The organism is Bacillus sp. KNSH39 (genome assembly GCF_052656585.1).
In genome coordinates this window covers 4,764,162-4,785,007 of sequence record NZ_JBQXYO010000001.1, presented here as the reverse complement: position 1 = coordinate 4,785,007, position 20,846 = coordinate 4,764,162, and the positions used below count along the sequence as shown (strand labels likewise).

Below are 20,846 nucleotides of genomic sequence, written 5' to 3'. Positions count from 1 at the left end.
TCCTTTCACTTAACACTTTAGTTTTCATGTCCGGCTCCTTTTGGTGCGAAAGCTTTCTTCAATGCTTCACCAATTACGTTAAAACTAAGTACCGTTAAAAGGATAAGAAATCCTGGGAAGAGCGTTAAATACCAAGCTTCACCAATATATCCTTGCGCATTGTTTAGCATGCTGCCCCAAGAAGAATCTGGTTCTCTAATACCTAAACCTAGGAAACTAAGTGATGATTCCATTAAAATTGATGTCGCAATCGTTAATGTCGCGGCGATAATAATGGTTGATAAAATGTTAGGAATGATATGTCTTACAATAATCATAAGTGACTTTTGTCCTGATACTTTTGCGTATAAAACGTACTCACGCTCTTTTACAGATAACGTTTCTGCCCTTACAATACGGGCGGTGTCCATCCATGTTAGTAATCCGATAATAAGAACTAGCGTCGTAATTCCTGGTTTTAAATACGCATTTAATAGTAGCATTAAAAAGAATGATGGAATTGACATAAGCACTTCAACAACTCGCATTAAAAAGTTGTCTAACTTTCCTCCAAAATATCCGCTAATTGTTCCGACTGCGGTCCCGATTGTAATAGAAACAACCATCGCAAGGAAACCGACCGCAAGTGAAACTCGTCCGCCATATAACGCTCTCGTTAAGTAATCCCTTCCGTAATCATCCGTTCCGAAAGGATGACTCATACTCGGTTCTTGTAAGCGATCTGGAATCGACATTTTGCTAGGATCGTACGGCGACACGAATGCGAAAATTGATGCGACCGTTAAAATCGCAAGTATAATAACTCCCATTGCAACAAACTTATTTTTCGTAAAGCTATGTTTTATCGTTTGAAATCTCCTATTATTCATTCCAAATCACCCCCTCATTCGAATGCGCGGATCTACTACGCCATATAAAATATCAGCAATTAAGTTACCGAGAATTAACATGAATGATGATAGTAATGTAATTGCCATGATAATCGGATAATCAAATCTAAAAATAGCATTTACCCCAAGTGAACCAAGACCCGGCCATGAAAATACTGTTTCCGTAATAAACGCTCCGCCTACTAAACTTGGAATCGATAATCCGAAAATTGTAATGATCGGTATTAATACATTTCGAAGTACGTGATTAAATAAAACCGTTTTCTTTGAAGCGCCGTACGCATATTGAATTTGTACATATTCTTCTTCTAATTGCTGAATCGTACTTGAACGAATATATCTCATATAAACAGATACGTTTTGGAACGCTAGCACCATGCAAGGTAAAATGCCGTGTTGCACAATATCCCAGACAGAATCTTTACCTACGGTGCGCATACCCATACTCGGAAGTAGGTTCAATTTTAAAGAGAATAAGTAGACTAATAGTAGTGCAAACCAGAAAACCGGCATAGAAATACCAACGTATGAAATAAAGTTTACAATGCGGTCAAAGAATGAATTCTTTTTCACACCTGTAAATAGTCCAAGTGGTATTGCGATTACGAATGAGACGAGTAAAGATGATCCCATTAACCCAATTGTTGCAGGTAATCTTTCTGTGATAAGTTCCAAAACAGGACGATGATTTTGAAGTGAGTAACCAAAATTTCCTGTTAAAATGTTTTTTAACCATAAAAAATACTGCACGTAAATTGGTTGATCTAGTCCTAAACTTTTGCGAATACGCTCCACATCAATTGGACTCATGTTTGGCGTTACAAAGTTTCGAACGGGATCCCCCGGCGCTAGCTTTATTAATAGAAAAGAAATAATAGAAATAACAAATAAAAGCGGAATTGCATTTAAAAGCCTCTTCGCAATTACTTTATACACAAACTTCCCCCCTCAAGCTAAAGAAGCTGATTTCCACCAGCTTCTTTATTGTTTCTTATTTCACTTCATAAATCTTAGATAGATCTTCAAACATTGTGACAGGAATTGCTTTCGCTTCTTTTAATCCATCAAACTTTTTATCTACTGCAATAACTGCTTTCGGATACGCGATTGGTAGATAAGGTACGTCTTCTCTAGCTGTCTCTTGAATTTTATGGTATAGCTCTGCGCGTTTTGTTTTATCTGTTTCAACTGCAGCTTCTTCCCATAACTTATCGAAATCAGCGTTTTTATATCGTGCATAATTGTATTCAGCATTACTTAAGAATAAGCTCTTATATGAATCTGGCTCAGGTCCCATTATGTAACCACCAAATGTAATGTCATATTCTTTATTCTCTTTATCTAAGCCTTTTTCACTTGCTGCACTAGCATCTAATGCATTTAGTTCAACTTCTAAGCCAACTTCTTTTAATTTTTGTTGTGTATAAAGCGCTAAGCTTTCCATAATTTTATTATTCGTTACATACATCACACGTACTTTTTCTTTATCTTTCACGCCAGCTTTTGCTAATAAATCTTTCGCTTCTTTTTTATCATACTTATAGTCTTTAATATCTTTCGCATAATACATAGCGTCTGGCGTTAAGATTGAATTTGCTGGTTCTGCAAATTCACCTGAAACGAATGCTGAGTTAATCATTTCTTTCTTATCTAACGCATGTGCAATTGCTTGGCGCACTTCTTTTTTCTTCATAAGCTCCGTATTCATGTTATAAGATAAGTAGAATAATCTACCTTCAGGGAATGTCACCATTGAGAAGTTCCCAGTGCTATCTAATTTCTTAAAGTCTTGTGGCTCAATCATCTTCATGTTGATTTGACCATTTTGCAGTGAAACATTTGCTGTATTACGGTCTTTTACAACGCGGTATACGATAGAGTCTAATTTAGCTTTCCCACCTACATAATCATCAAATCGATCTAATGCAACGTACTCATCTGATTTATACTCTTTAAACTTAAACGGTCCTGAACCTACAGGCTGTAAGTTTTTCTTACTCTTCGCTAAATCTGCTTCCCCTTCAAATACATGTTTCGGAATTGGGAAGAAATCATTCATCACACCTTCGAAAGATGCGCTTACTTGTGGTAAAACGAATTGAGTTGTTAACTCATCTACCTTTTTCACCTCAAGCGGCTTTCCTTTAAAAATAAAGTTTTCACGACTTGAGCTATTTTGCTTCTCATCCAAAATAGATTGGAATGTAAATGCTATATCGTCTGATGTAATTTTCTTACCATCATGCCATTTCAAATTATCTTTTAATTTCAATGTCCACGTTAATTGATCTTCTGAAGGCGTAAAGCTCTCAGCAAGAACAAACTTTTTCTTACCGTTTTCCATATGATATAGCGGCGCATATAAAGCTTGCTGCACAGTTAATGACACACGATCATTCGCATAAAGCGGATTCATCGTATCTGGATTATCGCTAACACCAATCGTTAACGTTCCTCCATCTTTCGGAGTCCCTGATTTACTAGTGCCCGCTTGCTTCGAATCTTTTTCCCCTGAACAAGCAGCTAATGCAATAAATAATAGTAGGACAAATGGTAATACAAACAACTTCTTCTTCATATTTCGACCCCTCTCGACTATTTACACCTATAAGAAAACTCGGAATTAATACCGAGTTTTCTTATAGGTTTTAAATTACCACTACCCTTATATAAAGTCAAACTTTTTCGCAAAGGTAGAAAGTTTGTAATCTATTAATGCATTCTTGCAATAAACTATATTTATGCGGAGGAGAAAATAAAAAGACCACGAATAAGTAGCCTCATAAAATGAGGTAAAAAACTATCAACTTACAGAAAATCCCTCTAAAATGATTATTTTATATGATCGAAAATGTAGAATGGGATTAAAGACAAAAAACACATTTAGGAGGTTATCATGACATTTGATGAATTGAAAAAAAGACCACCAAAAGGCAGTCTCAAAACTCAATCTTATTCCCTACCCCTTGCTCCAACGCTCTCTCATACAAATACTTCGCAACGATAATATCTACTACCGCCAAACCAACTGATTTGAAAATAGTAATCTCTTCATCATTTTCGCGCCCAGCTTTTTCTCCGCTTATAATTTGACCAAGTTCAGCGTGAATGGCGTTTGCTTTGAATAGACCTTCTTTTATCGGAACTTGAAGGTCTCCTGTTTCGTCTAGTGCTGCTTCTTTTGATTCGACTACTACTTTGTTTGCTTTAGCTATGGCATGTGAGGGTAGTTCTTGCATGCTCGGTCTGAATGAGCCGACGGCGTTTACGTGGACGCCTTTTTGCAAGATTTCTGAGAAGACTGGTGTGGTTGCGTTCGTAGTTGTGACGATGATGTCTGCTTCACGTACTGCTTCATTTGGATCCTTGTAAACGTAAGCAGGTTTACCAAATTTCTCTTGTATATATTGCGCAAATGCATACGCTTTTTCTTCTGTGCGATTGTATAAGATGACTTTTTCGATATCTCTAACCGCAAATATTGCTTCGGCAATTCCTTTCGCTTGTTCACCCGTGCCGATAATGCATAAAGTTTTTGCGTTATGACGAGCTAAATATTTTGTCGCTACTCCTGATAAGGCGCCCGTTCGGATCATCGTTAAGTACGATCCTTCTAGAAGTGCGAGCGGTTCTCCCGTTTGAAAGTCTGATAGCATCACAATCCCATTGATCGTTTTCTTTCCTATCTGTTTATTTTGCGGGACTACCGTTACTATTTTTACTCCAAGTGCCTCAAGTCCTTCCGCTACTGAAGGCATAATTAATGCCGTATTTTGCTCGTTCGCAAATGGTAATGAGCCTCTTATTGGTGTAATCGTTCTTTCTGCGGAAAATTCTTTTAAAGCAAGCGCCGCGTATTCAATAACTTCATTCATATTTACTAAGTTTCTTTGTTCGTTCGCGCTTATGACAAGCATATCTTTCCACCCCCTCCTCTTATCCTAACAAAAATCCTCGATTCAAATCATCTCTCGGATCTACAACGAACTGATGAAATCCTGTAATAAAGGCATTCCCCGTTACTTTCGGAACGACAGCTTCATATGTATCTACTGCGGTTACGGATAATACTTCTCCCTGGAATTTCCCATCAGTAATGCATTCATGGATGAATACTTCTCCTTTTTGCAAGGTAGCTTTTTCAAAAAGAGTTGCGATTCTCGCTGAAGTTCCTGTACCGCAAGGAGAACGGTCTACTTGCCCATCAGCAAAAATCGTTACATTTCGTAGCGTAGCACCTTTGTCTTTCGGTTCATCTGAAAAGATAACGCCGTATATTCCTTTCAATCCTTCTTCAAGTGGATGTTTCACTTCCATTTTGCTCTCTATATAATGTTTAATTTTACCGCCCCACATTTGAATAGCAGATAAATCTTTGAAATCAACTTTCAAACCAAATTCTTTACAGTCTACAACAGCGTAAAATGCTCCTCCAAACGCGATATCTACTTGAAATTCATAGTTATCTATTTTAATAGGAACGTCTTTTTTGTATACAAATGAAGGAACATTTTCAAATGATACAGATTCTACTTCACTCCCGTTATATTTTGCATACGCAATAACTTCTCCGGCTGGGCTATCAATAATGAACTTTTGTTTTTCACCCTTTACTTCCAACATGCCTGTTTCAATTCCAACTGTAATAACAGCGATAATGCCATGACCACACATCGTACTCCATCCTTCATTGTGCATAAATAAAACACCAAAATCAGCGTGGGCACTTGCTGGCGGTGTAATGATACAACCGTACATTCCGTGATGCCCTCTCGGTTCATACATCAGAATTTCACGAAGGTAATCCAAATGTTCCATGCAGTAGGCGCGTCTTTCCAGCTGCGTTTCTCCTTTTATTTCTGGCACTCCGCCCGTAATAATTCGAAGCGGCTCCCCAGCTACGTGTGCATCAATCGTTGTATATATTTTACTAACCTTCATTTCGATCTCTCCCCTATACGTTGATACTCTTTTCATTGCAAATATCATGCCAACGCATAGGGTATAAATTTGTATGCATTTTTAGAAAAACATACACTACTGTCTATTTTTTTATACACTGTCCAGAGTCTATGTTATGGGGGCCCCCTTGATACAACCAGTCTTATTATTTTCAATGTAAAGTTACTTCGCTCCCCAACATATACTGTTCAAAAGCAAAAAGGAAGTGATCCAATGTACTACGGAACAAAGGGCTGGTACGTAGCTGAACTAAAAAAATTAGGCGTACGCTATCATGAAGGACGAAAATTAGAAAGTTACCGCGGACACGTATTACGCAATTTATTAATCGCACAACAAGAGAAATTAAAAGAACAGTAATAGATTCTCCTATCACAATATCAACTTATCGCCGCCTACAAACTGCCAATCAATCACACATCAAACTACACTAAAAAGGTCACCCAAACGGGTGACCTTCCTTTCTTATTCACAAACAAGAATTTGTCTAGTAAATGATCCTTTTCTGGTAATACAGCGATCTGTAATTTCAAACCCTGCTTCATGGATCATGTCGTCCATTGTCTCCATCGTTACAACGACTACCTTTTTAGCGATGCGGCGCGCACTTGAAAGAATGGAGAGCTGGTCTTCTGGTGTGGCATGCGTAAATAGGTCGTACGGCATATCGATAATGGCAACGTCGTAGTTCTCAGTAATTTCCTCGATTGGTCCTTTTGTTACTGTTCCTTCAAATCCGAAATGTGCGATGTTTTTTCTTGTTCCAAGAACTACAAGTGGATTTATATCTCTACCAACGATGTTAATCCCCATAGAAAGTGCTTCTACTACTACTGTTCCAATACCGCAGCACGGGTCAATTGCTCGTACTCCCTCTGGATTTGGTACAGCGATATTTGCAACTGATCTCGCAACACGTGTGCTAAGAGATGTCGAATAACTATGCGGTTTTTTTATGTGATGATACCAAACTGGTTCGCTTTCTACATAGTGCCCGAAGTACCAGCGTCCTCCAAGAGGAACAATCCCGAATACACGCTCTGGATTACGAACATCCGCTTCTCCTTCAATATGCATGCCAAGGTCTCGTTCAATAAGACGTCTTTCTCCATATTCAATTTTATTCTCCCCAACGAGGTCATTGATTTTAACGAAGATAACTTTAAATGTCGCTCCCGCCAAATCAATTTGTTCCACTTGTTTTAAAATGCTTTCTAAGTCGTCCCCTTCATACATAACCTCAACGCGCTCTTTCATAAACGCACTTCTACTCGGGTCAATCTTGACATCACTTTTTAAAATATTAACGTGGGACTCCATTCCAAAGAACGAGCGCATTTCCAAGTAACATAAAGCACGCTCCTCCTCACGAAATGCATACGTATATATACAGGCAGGTGTTTTACTATGATTATTCAATCTATTATCATCCTCTATCGTTTAAAATTGTTATGATTACAATTACTCAAATACTTTTCTTTTGTATATAAAATTAAATGATATCATATGCCGGAAATAAAGAGAAACGTTAATAAATAAAAGAGACTGCCAATGGCAATCTCTTATTATTTATTAACGGAAAGAAGACACGTTGTTACCCATTTCTTCATAGTAATCTAAAATGCCTTGATAAATCGCTTCCGCTGCACGTTGTCTCCATTCTTCAGTAGCTAGTTTTTCACCTTCACCTTTAGCATCGATGAAACCTAGTTCAGCTAAAATAGCAGGCATTGTATTGTATTTCACTACATAGAAGTTTTCTGTCTTTACACCTCTATCATTTGATTGAAGTGCTTGTACTAAACGTTTTTGTACTTTTTCTGCTAGTACACGGCTTTCTTCTGAGTTTGGATTTGTTGCCGATCTGTAGTAGAACGTTTCTGTTCCTTCTACTTGTTCATTAAACCCGTTTGCATGAATACTTACGAAAATATCACCTTTATTTTCTTGTGCAAATTCTACACGTTTTTTCAAAGATTCACCAGGAGTATTTCCCGGACGCGTATCATCATTACGTGTTAATAAAACAGTAAATGGTGTCTTTTGTTCAAATAGTTTTTGTACACGTAAAGATGTATCTAATACAATAGCACTTTCATCCATTTTCACACCAGAATGCCCTGGATCAACTCCACCATGACCTGGATCAATGATAATCGCTTTGCCTTCTAAGAAATTCCCTTGCTTCACTGGATTTAATTGATTTTTATTAACCCATTGGAAACCAGCGCCCATGCGGATACGAATCCAGCTGCCGTTCTCTTCAATAACAGTTACTTGCTGTGCGTTATGTGTTCCCATTACTTTTGACGAAGAAGAAGCTTCTGCATAAGTAGTGAATCCTTCATTAATAACTTCTGTTTTCTCTACTAAAGGTGTCCATTTATCACCGTTACTTGTTGCAATTTTGATCCATCCATCTCGTTCTTCTTTAATTTCAACCATTTGTGGATTATGCTGATTTGCACTAATCCCAGAACTTAATGATGGTGCGTGATATGTAATGAATTTTCTATCTATGTACATTTTCTTTGTTTCTACTGGACGATCACTATTCTTGCTAAATTTATCTGTTTGCGCAGTAAGCTGAGCTGCTTGTTCACGCGTAATAGAATCATTCGGTTTCCAGCCATTCTCTGTACCTAAAGAAAGTTTTAATTCTACTAAAATATTAACTTCTTCTTTACCCCAATGATTCTCTAAATCAGCAAATTTTGTAGGAACTGGTCCTGTTACTTTGCTTTTCAGATTATATGCTCTTACAAGCATAGCTGCCATTTCAGCACGAGTTACTTTTCCTTCAGGATCAAATACTCCTGGTTCTCGTCCCTTAATAATATTCTCTTTTTCCATGGCTGCAATAAATGAAGCTGCCCAACTATTTTTTGCATCATTATAAGACGGCTTTGCATTTGGATCTACTTTAGCACCAATTGCTGTTGCGATAATCTTTGCTGCCTGGGCACGTGTTAAATTTCCGTATGGCATAAAGTTACCATCTGGCATACCGTTAATTACATTTCTCTCTACTAAATAATAAATTGCGTCTTTCGACCACGCACTATCTGAAACATCAGGAAATTTCTTCGTTTCTGCTAAACTACTAATTGGATGTGCTAGTAAATTTGCTGCTAATAAACCTGCGGCTATTGCTTTGTACTTCATGAAAAATAAATCTCCTCTCAAAACTTCATATTCATACAATTTTTTTAATCAAGCTAACTAAAAAATATTAACTATTAATTAATTCCTTTCATAGTGTATAACATTATATATCTATAGTAAATACGTTTCCGGTCGTATAACAAAAATCGCATATATATAACTTATAATGAATGTATATAAAAAACTTTAATCAGCCCTCACCAATCGGGCTTTTACAGGCAGCCCGGTCCCCATCTAACTTTTTTGCTTTCGCTGAATTTTGAGGTAGGGGTCTTACTACTCGGCAAATAGCGGGATTAAAAAGCGATTAGAACATGTCTCCTAATCGCTTTGCCAAATAAAAAGCTGATTAAAAATAATATCTTTAATCAGCTCTCTATTATCTATGAAATTATTCTTCAATTAAATTAGACATTACATATGCATACACTAATGCTTCTGTATGCGCAATAGAACTTTCATGTGTACGTTCAAATGCGTGAGAAGAATCAATACCCGCTCCAATTAAAGCATGTTTCACATCAAATCCCGCGCGAATCGCAGCTGATGCATCAGATCCGTAGTATGGATAAATATCTACTTTATATTCAATATGATTCGTTTTCGCAAGCTCTACTAAATGTTTACGCAGTGCGTAATGATACGGGCCGCTAGAGTCTTTTGCACAAATAGATACTGTATATTCATCAGATGCTTGTCCATCACCTAACGCTCCCATATCAACTGCTAAGTATTCAACAGTTTCTTCAGGAATGTTAGAATTACCACCGTATCCAATCTCTTCATTATTAGAAATTAAGAAATGCGTCGTATATGGTAATGTTACGTTTTCATCTTGTAATCTTTTAATTAATTTTAATAAAATCGCAACACTTACTTTGTCATCTAAATGACGTGATTTTATGTATCCACTCTCTGTAATTTGAACGCGCGGATCAAATGAAACGAAGTCTCCTACTTCAATTCCTAATTCGCGTACTTCATCAGCTGAAAATACGCGCTCATCAATACGAACTTCAATATTTTTCTCATCGCGTTTTGCTTCACCTGCATCTTTATATACATGTACAGATGTTTGATGCATTAAAATCGTTCCTGTATATGTCTTGCCACTTGATGTTTCAATTTCGCAATATTCCCCTTCTACAGAGTTCCAGCGAAATCCACCAATCATAGAAAGACTCAGGCGACCGTCAGGCTTAATTTCTTTCACCATCGCACCTAACGTATCAACGTGTGCCGTTAATAAGCGGTGCTGCGCATCATTCTTCCCTTTTACCGTTAAAATAAGAGCTCCCTTATTATTACGTTTCGTTTCTACGTTCCACTCACTGACATAGTTTTCAATGAAATTAATAATTTTTGCTGTATTTCCAGACGGACTCGGAATAGAGACAAGCTCCTTAATCAGTTCCATCGTTTCTTTCGCATGATGTGCCATTGTCGTTTCCTCCTCATTTTCTCTACTATTCAGTATACAAAATTCACCAGAAAACCTCTACTTATATAGTTTAATTTTCTGAATTGTAGTAAAATTCTTTTTAGTATACAAAAGGAGTCCTGAAATATGAATATATCAAAAAAATATATACACATTGCACTCATTTGGTTTTTAGCATCATTATTTTGTTTACAAATCTCTTATGCCATTCATACTACTACTTCTATTACAATCGGCTGGATATTAACAGCTATCTTCTTCATTATTAGCTTCATTGCAACAAAAAAGCATAGTGTTACTCATTAACGCTATGCTTTTCCTATAAAACTATTCTTCTGAAACGTCTAATAAATAAATCCCTCTTTCAAATCCACCGCGCTCTATCTCTTTTTGCTTACGAAGGCGTTCCACATCTTCAATCGATGCACCTTCTGCACGTGCTAATGAAATGATAACCTCTAGCGCATCTGCAAGAGAATCTAGTGCATGTTCGCGTTCTTTCATAGAAGCAAATTCACGAATTTCTTCCGTTCCAATTTTCGCTAAAGCTTGTATGTAGGCTTGACCTGTTAATTTTTGTGCTGTATATGTTTTTCCAGACATTAAAATCTTCTCTGGAACACGATCTCTTACTAACTTGTTATATGCTGACATCATTCATCCTCCTATATTTAATAACATCCGAGCTCTGCTTTATAGAAAAACCATTTTTTCTTCACGCATGCACTTAACATATCAATTCCTGATCCATGTGCTCTTACATGTGGAAAGAAATAGTGCTCTAAGTCTTCGTCCTTACCATATAGAGTTTGATACTCATCTGGAATCGCTTCTTTTTTCACATCTTTTTCTTTCGTCACCCCGTCAGAAAATGCAACACTTGGATGTCCCTCAAAAAATAACGCAGTCCGAACTGCCAAAGATGGTGTACTATGCAAAGCAGAATATGTAAGCAAAATAATAGTGATAACACCGATCATTTTCTTCATGTATTACTCCTAAAAAAAAGTGCTAACACAATTATACTAAAATGTGTTAGCACTTTCTCCCCTTTATCCCGAATTAACGAGCTAATAATCAGTGAGGAATGGACAAACTTTATTCCCCTTTAAATGCTGGTAAACGTTTCTCTAAAAACGCAGCAATACCTTCTTTATGATCCGCTGTTTGTCTCATTGCATATTGACCACGCTTTTCTAATTGCAATGTTTGCTCTAAATTAGAACGATTTACTTCACATAAAATTTGCTTCGTTTGAATCATTGCTTTAATCGGCTTTTGTGACCATTCATTAATCTTCTGCTTCACAGCCGTTTGGAAATCTTCGCCGATTACTTCATCAATTAAGCCGATATCAAGCGCTTCTGTCGCTGATAATTTCTTACCTTCCCAAATAATTTGCTTCGTCATATTTTCACCGACACGCTTTTGAAGGAAGAAATGACCGCCTCCATCTGGAATTAAAGCGATTCCAATAAAGTTCATTGCAATAACAGATGATATATCCGCCATTACATAATCAGCTGTTAACGCAATACTTAATCCAAGACCTGCAGTTGGTCCATGAATTGCACTAATAACAAGCTTTGGCATCGTATATAATGTCACGACAACTTCAGAAATGGTATTCATAATACCATCAAACTTACTTTCATCATTACTTGAAAGCATCGATTTAATATCCCCACCCGCAGAAAAACCACGGCCGTTCCCGCATAACACAACGATATGCGCAGAACTTTCCGCTACTTCTTTCAACTTTTGTAATAACTCTTTTAAGGTCGGCTCATCCAACGCATTTAACACCTCTGGGCGATTGACCATAACCGTTGCAACGTGGCCTTCATATTTCACAACGACAGATTCTGTTTTACTTGTTATTTCCATTATATATACCCCTCTTTTCTCCATAAAGATTATACTTATATAATTATAGAAAACCACTGAAAAATCCTTCTTTTTTCTCAATTTTCTGTCTAATAATCTCGCAATTTGTACATATACCGTATAAAACATACAATTCCGTTGAAAAATATAGAAATTAAAGTCGGTTTATCCATGCTTTTCATCTATTTACCATTACAATGAAATGGTGTATTCTTAAGTTTGATAAAAAAACAAATATTGAAATTCATTCGCCTTACTATGTAAAAAAGGCTTTATACCCATCTTTTGGGTGTTGTAATAAAGGAATGAAGAACTGGAGGAACATATGGTTAATAAGTTGAAACAAACGGATAACTACTTCCCACATTTCCTATTGCTATTCATTGTGTTTCAACCAATTTTAGATTTATTAACATCTTTTTCAATCTATATACTACACATGAGCGCAACAGTTGGAGTTGTAGTCCGTTTCGCCTTTATGCTTCTTGCATTAGGATACCTACTTCTTCATCACAAACAACAAGATGCGAAAAAGTACATCCTCTATTTATGTTTACTCGGAATCGCACTCGCAATCGGTCTTGTAAATAATATGATGGTTAAATCTCCAGTTTCATTTGGAGAAGAAGTTAAATTTATTTTAAAGAGCGTATATCCAATTGTGCTACTGTTTGGATATATTATCGCCTTTAAAGAGCTAAAAAATAAAGAGTATGTATTTCATAAAATCATTACATATTTCTTATATGCAACTTTAATTTTAAGCATCACAATGATTGTCGCAATGCAAACTGGAACGGATTTCCCAAGCTATCCTCACTCAAAAGTCGGTTCAAGAGGTTGGTTCTTCGCTGGAAATGATTTAAGTTCTCTTTTCGCCATTATGTTCCCAATCATTGTCTTATATTCGATTCATAAAACAACTTCTTTCTCGAAAATATATTACTGGATTCCAACAATACTTGCGATGTATGCAAGTATTATGGTCGGAACGAAAGTCGGATATGGCGCAATTGTTATTACATTAGGCGTAGCACTTTTCTTCTCATTCATTGAGTACATGATAAATCGTAAAAAAGAAGGAAAAGGATTCACACATATTGTAAATACCGTTGTTGCCGCTGTTATACTAGGAGGTTTAATTGTTCTTACACCGCATACTCCTATCGCAAAAAATATGGGCATTCACATGCAAATATACGAATACAAAAAATCAGTACAAGAAGAGAAAGATCGAAAAGAAGGAAAAGTAATTAAAGAAGATCCAGAAGATGCAAAAAAACATGCAAAAGGTGAACTTACAGATTCTGAAGTAAAAAGTTTAATTTACAGCGATCGCGACAAATTCTTAAAAACATACAAACAGTACTATAAAGACGCACCGCTTTCACAAAAACTATTCGGAATGGGTTACGCTGGTAACTACACAGATAAAATTAAATTAATTGAAATGGACTTCCATGACCTATTTTTCGCATTTGGAATTGTCGGTTTCCTTATTTACTTAATACCACTTCTATACTTTGGTATTACATTATTCATCCGCATGATCACAAACTTTAAGAAAATCATGACCGTAAAGTATATGCTATTAGCGAGCACACTCATTCTATCACTTGGCATTGGCTTTATGTCTGGCCACGTATTAACAGCGCCAGCCGTTAGCATTTTCTTCGTTGTTATTCTCGCTTATATCATTGTTGATTTTGAAATTGAATAAAAAGAAGGTGCTACGAAATATTAGTAGCACCTTCTTTTTTATTTAATGTTTTACGTATTCTAAGCTTTCTTTTGCAATATACGCTTCTGTTACAGTAGGATTATCTGAAATAACTTTAACCCACGCTTTTCCATTTATTATTTCTTCACCAGTAACTGTAACAACTACATTTGTATTTAAACGATACAGTCGCTCATTTGATATACTAGGATTCTTTTTCACTTCCACGTTATTCATCACACGTGCAAGTTTGTACTTGTTGTACTCTTTTTTACCTAAATAAGAATCAAAACGGTTCATATGCCCCGCTACTTTTTTACCCCAGTTCGCATCAGATGCATATTTCGCATTTAAACCAGCAGCTTTATCACCTGTATATGTTGCTGTATAACGCCAATGTCCTGGATTTAAATATCCTTCATTCATGTATAATTTTGCTGCATGTTCAATACAATCTTCTTTTGAATTAAATGCTTCCCCGTTACCATATGGGCTATCGTCTGTTGCTTTTAAACCAAATAAATTATTTTTGTCTTTTGCAAGAGCGCTTGTTCCATAATAACTTTCATGAATTGCTAATGAATATAAGAATAATGCATTTACATTATACTTGCTTTCTACTTCTTTAAATTTCTTTCCTAAACCAATTAATGGAGAGTCTGGCTTAATCGATTTCACATAACTATCTAGTTGTTCAGCTGTATAATCTGTTTTCGAACGTAATGATAAATAATTGAAATATTGATAGAAAGTTTCGTCTCCGAATGTCTTTCCATCTACACTATACATTTGCTGTCCTTGCTTCATGAAAGAAGGTGCCACACCATATCTAAATTCTGTATATCCAGGTGAACTTGTATTATATGTATAATATTTATGGTATAAATATCCATCTGATTTCACATAATAAGACGACTGTTTCATTTCATTTGTAGGAATTAAAGTGATTTCATTCTTCTTCACATAACCTGTCAAACCAGAAAGTTGAACTTTCACACGATCTTCGCCAACTTCTAACACTTTCAATTCTGTTCCATACTGAATATACGTATATACTGTTGCTAAATTCTCATCATAAATATTAATGATGTTTTGCCCAGTTATTCTTTTCGCACTTGCAAAACCATCTTTAATCCATAAAAATTCGTTCTCATATTTTACCGCATTCATACCTTTATTTTGAGCAGCCGTAACCGCTTCTTTATACGTATTATAGCGCTCTACTTCTTGCTCTGTTCCGTTTTCTCTTACATTTGTCACAACATATTTCTTAGTTTCTACAGGATTGGTATTTCCGTTTTTTTCAATCGTCTGAAGCATGCGATCCAACATAGCTGAAGCCATCCCTCTTGTAGCTGATAAATGTGGTCTAAATGTATTATCTTCTGGATACCCTTTAATAATTTGAGTAGCCACCATAACTTGCACATGCTCTTTATAGTTAATACTATCTTTATCAGTAAAGGTAAGCGGACTTACAGCTACTTTAATATTTTTATAGTCTAACGCTCGCTTTACCATGATCGACATTTCTTCACGTGTAATCACATCATTTGGTGAGAACGTCTCGTTCGTACGACCATTAATAATTTTCGCTCCATATGCTCTACTTACACCATCATATAAACCGTAAGTCTTCGGCACATCCTCGAAATTCGAATCAGCTTTCGGTAAATTTAAAGCTCTCGCTATGAATGTAGCAAACTCTGCTCTTGTTACTAATTTATCAGGCGCATATACATTGTCCCCATACCCCATTAAAACTCCTTTAGTAATAAGTGAGCGCATATTCGTCTCAAACATATGTCCTGTAATATCATCATTTGCCGCATAACTTGAAATAGGAGTTAAAAGTAATGATCCCGTTAATGCCACTGCTGTTATACCTTTTGAAAAAGTCTTCAAGGTTATCCTCCTCGTAATCTACGAATTTATTATCACAAATTTGATTATATAATAATCACAATCATTTTAGCATAATAAATAGGAATTAAAATAAAACGTTTTTTAATTTGAATTTTCATTACATTCAAAACAAAATAAAAGACACTTTACTTTTTTAATAAAGTGCCTTTTTCCATATGATCAATGAGTTTCTTTGTTGCCTGTTTGCCTTGCAACCGAAGCTCATCTATTGTCAATTGTAACTCTTGCTGCACAGTTCCTTGTTGCATTAATTGCTTTTTCGCAATTTCATATAAATATTCAGCACTCCATTCGCCATCCACACTTCCTATAACTGGCTGATTCACTTGACTTAAAAACGAATCAATTTTCGGATCGTATGAAATCCCGACCATTGGAGTTTTGGCTACAGCAGAAAAAACTAGTGCATGAAGACGCATACCAATTAGTAATGAACATTGTGATAAAATGAATATTTTCTCGTCGATATCCATTTTATATGGAAGCATATACGTCTCTTCTCCCATTAAGTCTACTACTTCACGCGAAGCTTTTTGATCAAATGGCTCATGCATTGGAACAAATAGAATTTGGTATCCTTCTTGCTTTAATTTTTTTAATGCCGCAGCTAATTTTTTTATATAATCTTCTTTTGCATTCCAATAACGCACACTAACCGCAATTACTTTTCCATGTATCGAATGCTTTTGCAACCAATCCGATTGTTTTGTCCGTTTCCATGTTAAAACAGGGTCTGGAACAATTTCAATATCGTTTTTTATGCCAAGTTCTTTTAAATATAAAAACGAATCCTCATCTCGAACTGATACATAGGAAGCTTTTGACAAGTTCCATTTTACTAATAGACGATTATATCCTTTTGTAATTGGACCTATTCCTTGTGAATAAATATAATACGGCTTTTTTAATAATCGAGCGAGTCCCATAATACCCGTATAATATAGAATACTCTTCGTACTTGTCTGATCTTGAAGAAGGCTCCCGCCACCGCTAATAACTCCATCACTGTTTTTGATTGCATGATAAACAGCTTTTATATCCCAGCGATCTACCGATTCTACACCATACATTTCCTTTGTATATTTAGAATCATTTGATAGTACTACTAGTTCTATATCCGGGTTCTCTTTACTTAACGATTCAATAATTGATTGTAGAATCGCCTCGTCTCCAACATTATAAAAACCATAATATCCTGATAAGACTAAACGCACCCTAAATCTCCTCCAAAACTAGGTAACCGTTTATTTCATCTAACATAAACTAGTACCCATTCCTTACCTAAACACTTGATACCCTACATAGTTTCCTCTTTATCAGTTCATATGAATTATAATAAAAAATTAAATTTCTATATTTATCTTTTCAAAAATGGTATTTTGTTTATTGATATCCATTTTAATTTCAAAGCACATACACCATACAAAATGGTTGTAATACTTAATGCTATACCACTGAATAATAACGTCATAATTCTTGAAGATGTAATATTTATCACATTACATAGTTCATACAATCCTAGTCCCAAAATACATGCTATTGCTAGCACACCAAAAAAGCTTTTTAAATGAATAGAATAGGCAATATAGCTTCGAATATACAAATGATTTACAATACAAATCAATACGTAAGTAATGAATGTACTATACGCCGCTCCATCTATGCCAAACTTCTGCACGAACATTATGTTTAACACGACTTTCACACAACTCGCACCAATAACAATCCATGCAGCTTGTGCAGAACGGTTAATGCCCTGTAAAACACCTATTGATAATACCATAACCGCAGTAAAATACGAACTGCCAATCATAACTGTTAACATACTACTGCCTTTTACATCTGTGAACAATCCGACATTTAACGGTACTGTTAATGCCATCAACCATATTGTTAACGGTGCTGTCAAAACATGCGCTAGTCGATTTGTATTTTGAATTGTTATTTTCGCCAAATTTATATCTCTTTTGGCCAATGCGGAAGTTAAGAGTGGTATTAACGGAAATACAATTGCGCTTGCAAAAATAACAATTATTTGCGTGAATGCAAAACCGCGACTGTATATTCCAAATTGTTCTTGAATTTCTGTTGATGATCCTTGTAATACATGCGGTATTGTAAGCGAGTCTACTAAATTTAAAAGTGGCATTGATAAAGCTCCAATAGCGATTGGGATCGATACCCGCAATATCTTTTTGCCGTTTTCTCTTAAATCTCGGAGCGAATAGGAATTGCTTTTATTGTAGTATGGACTTCTATTATATTTTATACGCAAATATATAAGCGAACTAATGACTCCAAGAAAAGAGCCAACCATCGCACCACTAGTAATAACAGTATTACTCTTATCCCATGATACTAGTATGTAAGCAATTATTAACATAAAAAACACACGTACAAATTGCTCAATGACCTGTGATACCCCTGTTGGTTTCATATCACCGAAACCTTGAAAATACCCTCTATACACCGCCATGTATGGCGCAATGAGTAACGCTAATGAAGTAATAAGCAACGGCATTCTAGTTTCTTGTCCACCAAGCATATTTGCAATTTCAATAGAAAATAATACAATGACTAAACAGCCGAAAACGCCAAATGCTATCCCAATAATTGACGCTGATTTAAATAATTTTGCAATTTCCTTTTGCTTATTTTTTTCGTTCAACTCTGCAATTAGTTTCGAAATTGCAAGTGGAACTCCGGCTACCGATAATGTAAGAGCAATCATATATACAGGAAAAACAAGGCGGAAAATACCGAGCACTTCATCTCCTGCAATATTTTGTAATGGAATTTGAAAAAAACTACCCAGCAATTTCGACAAAAAAGTTGTAATGGTTAAAATTGCTGCTCCTTTTACAAATGTTTTATTCATATTTTTTCTCTTTTCTTTTATACATATACTCTCAAACATATTGTTTTAAACGATAGGAATTCACTTTATCCCATTGGTTATCATAACAAATTTATTATAGGTTGAATACTTGGTTTTTTTTTCAAAATAGAAAAGAGAACCCATTTAAGCCTGTCTCTTCACAATATTTTTTCTAATTCCTTCCATTATGTATGTACACACTATAACCGTTTCTGTTACGCAAAAAGAGCCCTTCCTCCCTATCACTGCGATACATATTACTAAAAACATTATAAAAATATCCCACAACTCTACATTATAATTTATGTAAGATTGTGAGATATTCTAATTACCATCTAAACACTTAAGATTTTCAATTGCTCTTTCTGTTCATCGCTTGCCATTACTGCGATTGTTTTTTCAATACTCGGATGTACTTGCTCAAGCTTTACACTTGCTCCTACTTTATTTGATTGCTCAACAAAATTTAATAAGGCCATAGCTCCTGATACATCCATATAACGCACATCTTTCATACGTAAAATAACCGGTGACTTCACATCTTGTAAAGTAGAGAAAATACGATCTACTGATAGGAAAGAGAGCGGTCCTTGAATTGTGTACGTTTCTTCTTTTTCCTTTACGATAGAAGTTTTACGTTCTTTACATTTCACCATATATATGATGAACGAAAGAATAATACCGAATGCAACAGCAATCATTAAATCGAACTTCACCGTTACAATCATCGTTACGAGCATAACAACGACATCACCTTTAGGAGCGACATGCATCTTTTTCATGCTTCCCCAATCGAACATTCCAATACCAGTTAAAATTAAAATACCTGATAATACAGCAAGTGGAATATATTGTACGACCGAACCAAGACCCATAATAAAAATAAATAAGATAACACTATGCATACATGCCGAAAGTGCCGTTTTACCGCCACTTCTTATATTCACGATAGACCTTACAGTCGCACCTGCACCTGCTAATCCGCCAAACAATCCGCTCATCATATTACCGATACCTTGTCCGACCAGTTCTTTATTACTTTTATGACGTGTACCTGTCACATTATCCATTACGACCGATGTTAACAACGAGTCAATCGATCCTAATAAAGCAATACTAAGCGCTGGCAAAATAAGTGCTGCTATTCCTGTTCCACTTAAAGATGGAATATGAAGCGTAGGCATCGCTTCTGGAATGGTTCCAATCTTTTCAATTACTTTATTTAGTGAAAGATTTCCGATAATCGGTAACTTTACTGTAAGTCCTTCGAGTAAGGAAGAAAATAAAGGTAGCAAAGCTGTCACACCGACTAGTGCTACTAAACTAGACGGAATCGCCTTAATCCATTTACCAGAAACAATCATTACAATAATCGTTAACACAACAAGTAAAAAACTATTTTGTACGTGCTTTATTTCGCCTAAAATAATGATTAATGCAATACCATTCATAAATCCCGAAACGACAGGATACGGAATATATCGAACGTAAGAACCGAGCTTACATACACCGAATAAAATTTGAAATAACCCTGCCATCATAAAGGCAATAAAACTTGCCTCTAACCCGTGCGTCGCAATAACTCCTGTTGCAATAACGGTAATTGGTCCTGTTGGTCCTGTTACTTGCCCAGGTGTCCCGCCAAATAACGCTGCGAATAAACCTGCAAAAATCGCACCATACAATCCAACAAGCGCTCCCTCAGACGTTCCTGTCGCGGCAATACCAAATGCAATCGCAAGTGGTAACGCAACAATCGCAACAGTAAATCCTGCTAAACATTCCTTTGCTATTTTTTGAAACATAAAAAAACCACCTTTGTATAAAGTCCATGTTCCATTGTACACCTAAAAAGATACATTCGTTAGCTCACTTTTTACATTCTCGTGACGTAAACGTATTCAACGAAAAGTTTCCCCCTTATCTTTGGAAACAATTGCAACTATGCTATAATGAACAAATTAAATCTTTTACTAT

18 protein-coding genes are annotated in these 20,846 nt (G+C 35.9%); 3 read left to right on the top strand and 15 right to left on the bottom strand.

Annotation, left to right across the window (positions count from 1 at the left end):
• Positions 1-17: 17 nt before the first annotated feature.
• From ACUL40_RS24420 to ACUL40_RS24400, 5 genes are all read right to left on the bottom strand, one after another.
• Positions 18-869, bottom strand: a complete 852-nt coding sequence (locus tag ACUL40_RS24420) for an ABC transporter permease (protein ID WP_001065278.1) — start codon at positions 867-869, stop codon at positions 18-20.
• A gap of 6 nt (positions 870-875) precedes the next feature.
• Entirely contained in the window at positions 876-1,826 is a 951-nt protein-coding gene (locus tag ACUL40_RS24415; RefSeq protein WP_000278778.1) for an ABC transporter permease, read from the bottom strand.
• 55 nt (positions 1,827-1,881) lie between these two features.
• Entirely contained in the window at positions 1,882-3,468 is a 1,587-nt protein-coding gene (locus ACUL40_RS24410) for an ABC transporter substrate-binding protein (RefSeq protein ID WP_016125551.1), read from the bottom strand.
• Between the two features lie 361 nt (positions 3,469-3,829).
• Positions 3,830-4,807: an ornithine cyclodeaminase family protein gene (locus tag ACUL40_RS24405; protein ID WP_000960320.1), complete on the bottom strand. Its 978-nt coding sequence runs from the start codon at positions 4,805-4,807 to the stop codon at positions 3,830-3,832.
• A 19-nt stretch (positions 4,808-4,826) separates the two neighbouring features.
• Entirely contained in the window at positions 4,827-5,831 is a 1,005-nt protein-coding gene (locus ACUL40_RS24400) for a proline racemase family protein (RefSeq protein ID WP_000868679.1), read from the bottom strand.
• Positions 5,832-5,936: 105 nt separating this feature from the next.
• Between ACUL40_RS24400 and ACUL40_RS24395 the strand changes: the two genes are divergently transcribed.
• A complete protein-coding gene (locus ACUL40_RS24395; protein ID WP_113732248.1) occupies positions 5,937-6,212 on the top strand; it encodes a YflJ family protein in 276 nt (91 codons plus the stop codon).
• Positions 6,213-6,317: 105 nt separating this feature from the next.
• Here the strand turns inward: ACUL40_RS24395 and ACUL40_RS24390 are convergent, their stop codons facing one another.
• The 3 genes from ACUL40_RS24390 to ACUL40_RS24380 all read right to left on the bottom strand — a co-directional run bounded on the left by ACUL40_RS24390 (position 6,318) and on the right by ACUL40_RS24380 (position 10,458).
• Complete coding sequence (locus ACUL40_RS24390; protein WP_001059321.1) at positions 6,318-7,271, bottom strand: TRM11 family SAM-dependent methyltransferase; 954 nt, start codon at positions 7,269-7,271, stop codon at positions 6,318-6,320.
• Positions 7,272-7,424: 153 nt separating this feature from the next.
• Positions 7,425-9,017 carry an N-acetylmuramoyl-L-alanine amidase gene (locus tag ACUL40_RS24385; protein ID WP_033695769.1) on the bottom strand — a complete coding sequence of 531 codons (1,593 nt, stop codon included), beginning with the start codon at positions 9,015-9,017 and terminating at the stop codon, positions 7,425-7,427.
• A 391-nt stretch (positions 9,018-9,408) separates the two neighbouring features.
• Positions 9,409-10,458 carry a M42 family metallopeptidase gene (locus ACUL40_RS24380; protein WP_000930028.1) on the bottom strand — a complete coding sequence of 350 codons (1,050 nt, stop codon included), beginning with the start codon at positions 10,456-10,458 and terminating at the stop codon, positions 9,409-9,411.
• 126 nt (positions 10,459-10,584) lie between these two features.
• Between ACUL40_RS24380 and ACUL40_RS24375 the strand changes: the two genes are divergently transcribed.
• The gene (locus ACUL40_RS24375) at positions 10,585-10,764 is read left to right on the top strand and encodes a hypothetical protein (RefSeq protein WP_001027083.1); all 180 of its coding nucleotides are present in this window, start codon (positions 10,585-10,587) and stop codon (positions 10,762-10,764) included.
• Positions 10,765-10,785: 21 nt separating this feature from the next.
• Here the strand turns inward: ACUL40_RS24375 and ACUL40_RS24370 are convergent, their stop codons facing one another.
• The 3 genes from ACUL40_RS24370 to ACUL40_RS24360 form a co-directional block, all read right to left on the bottom strand.
• Positions 10,786-11,112, bottom strand: a complete 327-nt coding sequence (locus ACUL40_RS24370; protein WP_001277350.1) for a nucleoside triphosphate pyrophosphohydrolase — start codon at positions 11,110-11,112, stop codon at positions 10,786-10,788.
• 17 nt (positions 11,113-11,129) lie between these two features.
• The gene (locus ACUL40_RS24365) at positions 11,130-11,447 is read right to left on the bottom strand and encodes a hypothetical protein (RefSeq protein WP_000738198.1); all 318 of its coding nucleotides are present in this window, start codon (positions 11,445-11,447) and stop codon (positions 11,130-11,132) included.
• Between the two features lie 109 nt (positions 11,448-11,556).
• Positions 11,557-12,369 carry an enoyl-CoA hydratase gene (locus ACUL40_RS24360; protein WP_001999174.1) on the bottom strand — a complete coding sequence of 271 codons (813 nt, stop codon included), beginning with the start codon at positions 12,367-12,369 and terminating at the stop codon, positions 11,557-11,559.
• Positions 12,370-12,670: 301 nt separating this feature from the next.
• On the opposite strand from ACUL40_RS24360, the gene ACUL40_RS24355 reads away from it, so the two are divergent.
• The gene (locus ACUL40_RS24355) at positions 12,671-14,065 is read left to right on the top strand and encodes an O-antigen ligase family protein (protein WP_000247538.1); all 1,395 of its coding nucleotides are present in this window, start codon (positions 12,671-12,673) and stop codon (positions 14,063-14,065) included.
• A gap of 42 nt (positions 14,066-14,107) precedes the next feature.
• Here ACUL40_RS24355 and ACUL40_RS24350 read toward each other — a convergent pair whose 3' ends face one another.
• The 4 genes from ACUL40_RS24350 to ACUL40_RS24335 form a co-directional block, all read right to left on the bottom strand.
• Complete coding sequence (locus ACUL40_RS24350; protein ID WP_000847509.1) at positions 14,108-15,970, bottom strand: S-layer homology domain-containing protein; 1,863 nt, start codon at positions 15,968-15,970, stop codon at positions 14,108-14,110.
• A 146-nt stretch (positions 15,971-16,116) separates the two neighbouring features.
• Complete coding sequence (gene csaB / locus ACUL40_RS24345; protein WP_001241591.1) at positions 16,117-17,205, bottom strand: polysaccharide pyruvyl transferase CsaB; 1,089 nt, start codon at positions 17,203-17,205, stop codon at positions 16,117-16,119.
• A gap of 143 nt (positions 17,206-17,348) precedes the next feature.
• Positions 17,349-18,869 (bottom strand): putative polysaccharide biosynthesis protein, encoded by a 1,521-nt coding sequence (locus tag ACUL40_RS24340; RefSeq protein ID WP_001043999.1) that lies wholly within the window; start codon positions 18,867-18,869, stop codon positions 17,349-17,351.
• 335 nt (positions 18,870-19,204) lie between these two features.
• Complete coding sequence (locus ACUL40_RS24335; RefSeq protein ID WP_000486653.1) at positions 19,205-20,674, bottom strand: SulP family inorganic anion transporter; 1,470 nt, start codon at positions 20,672-20,674, stop codon at positions 19,205-19,207.
• Between the last annotated feature and the right edge of the window lie 172 nt (positions 20,675-20,846).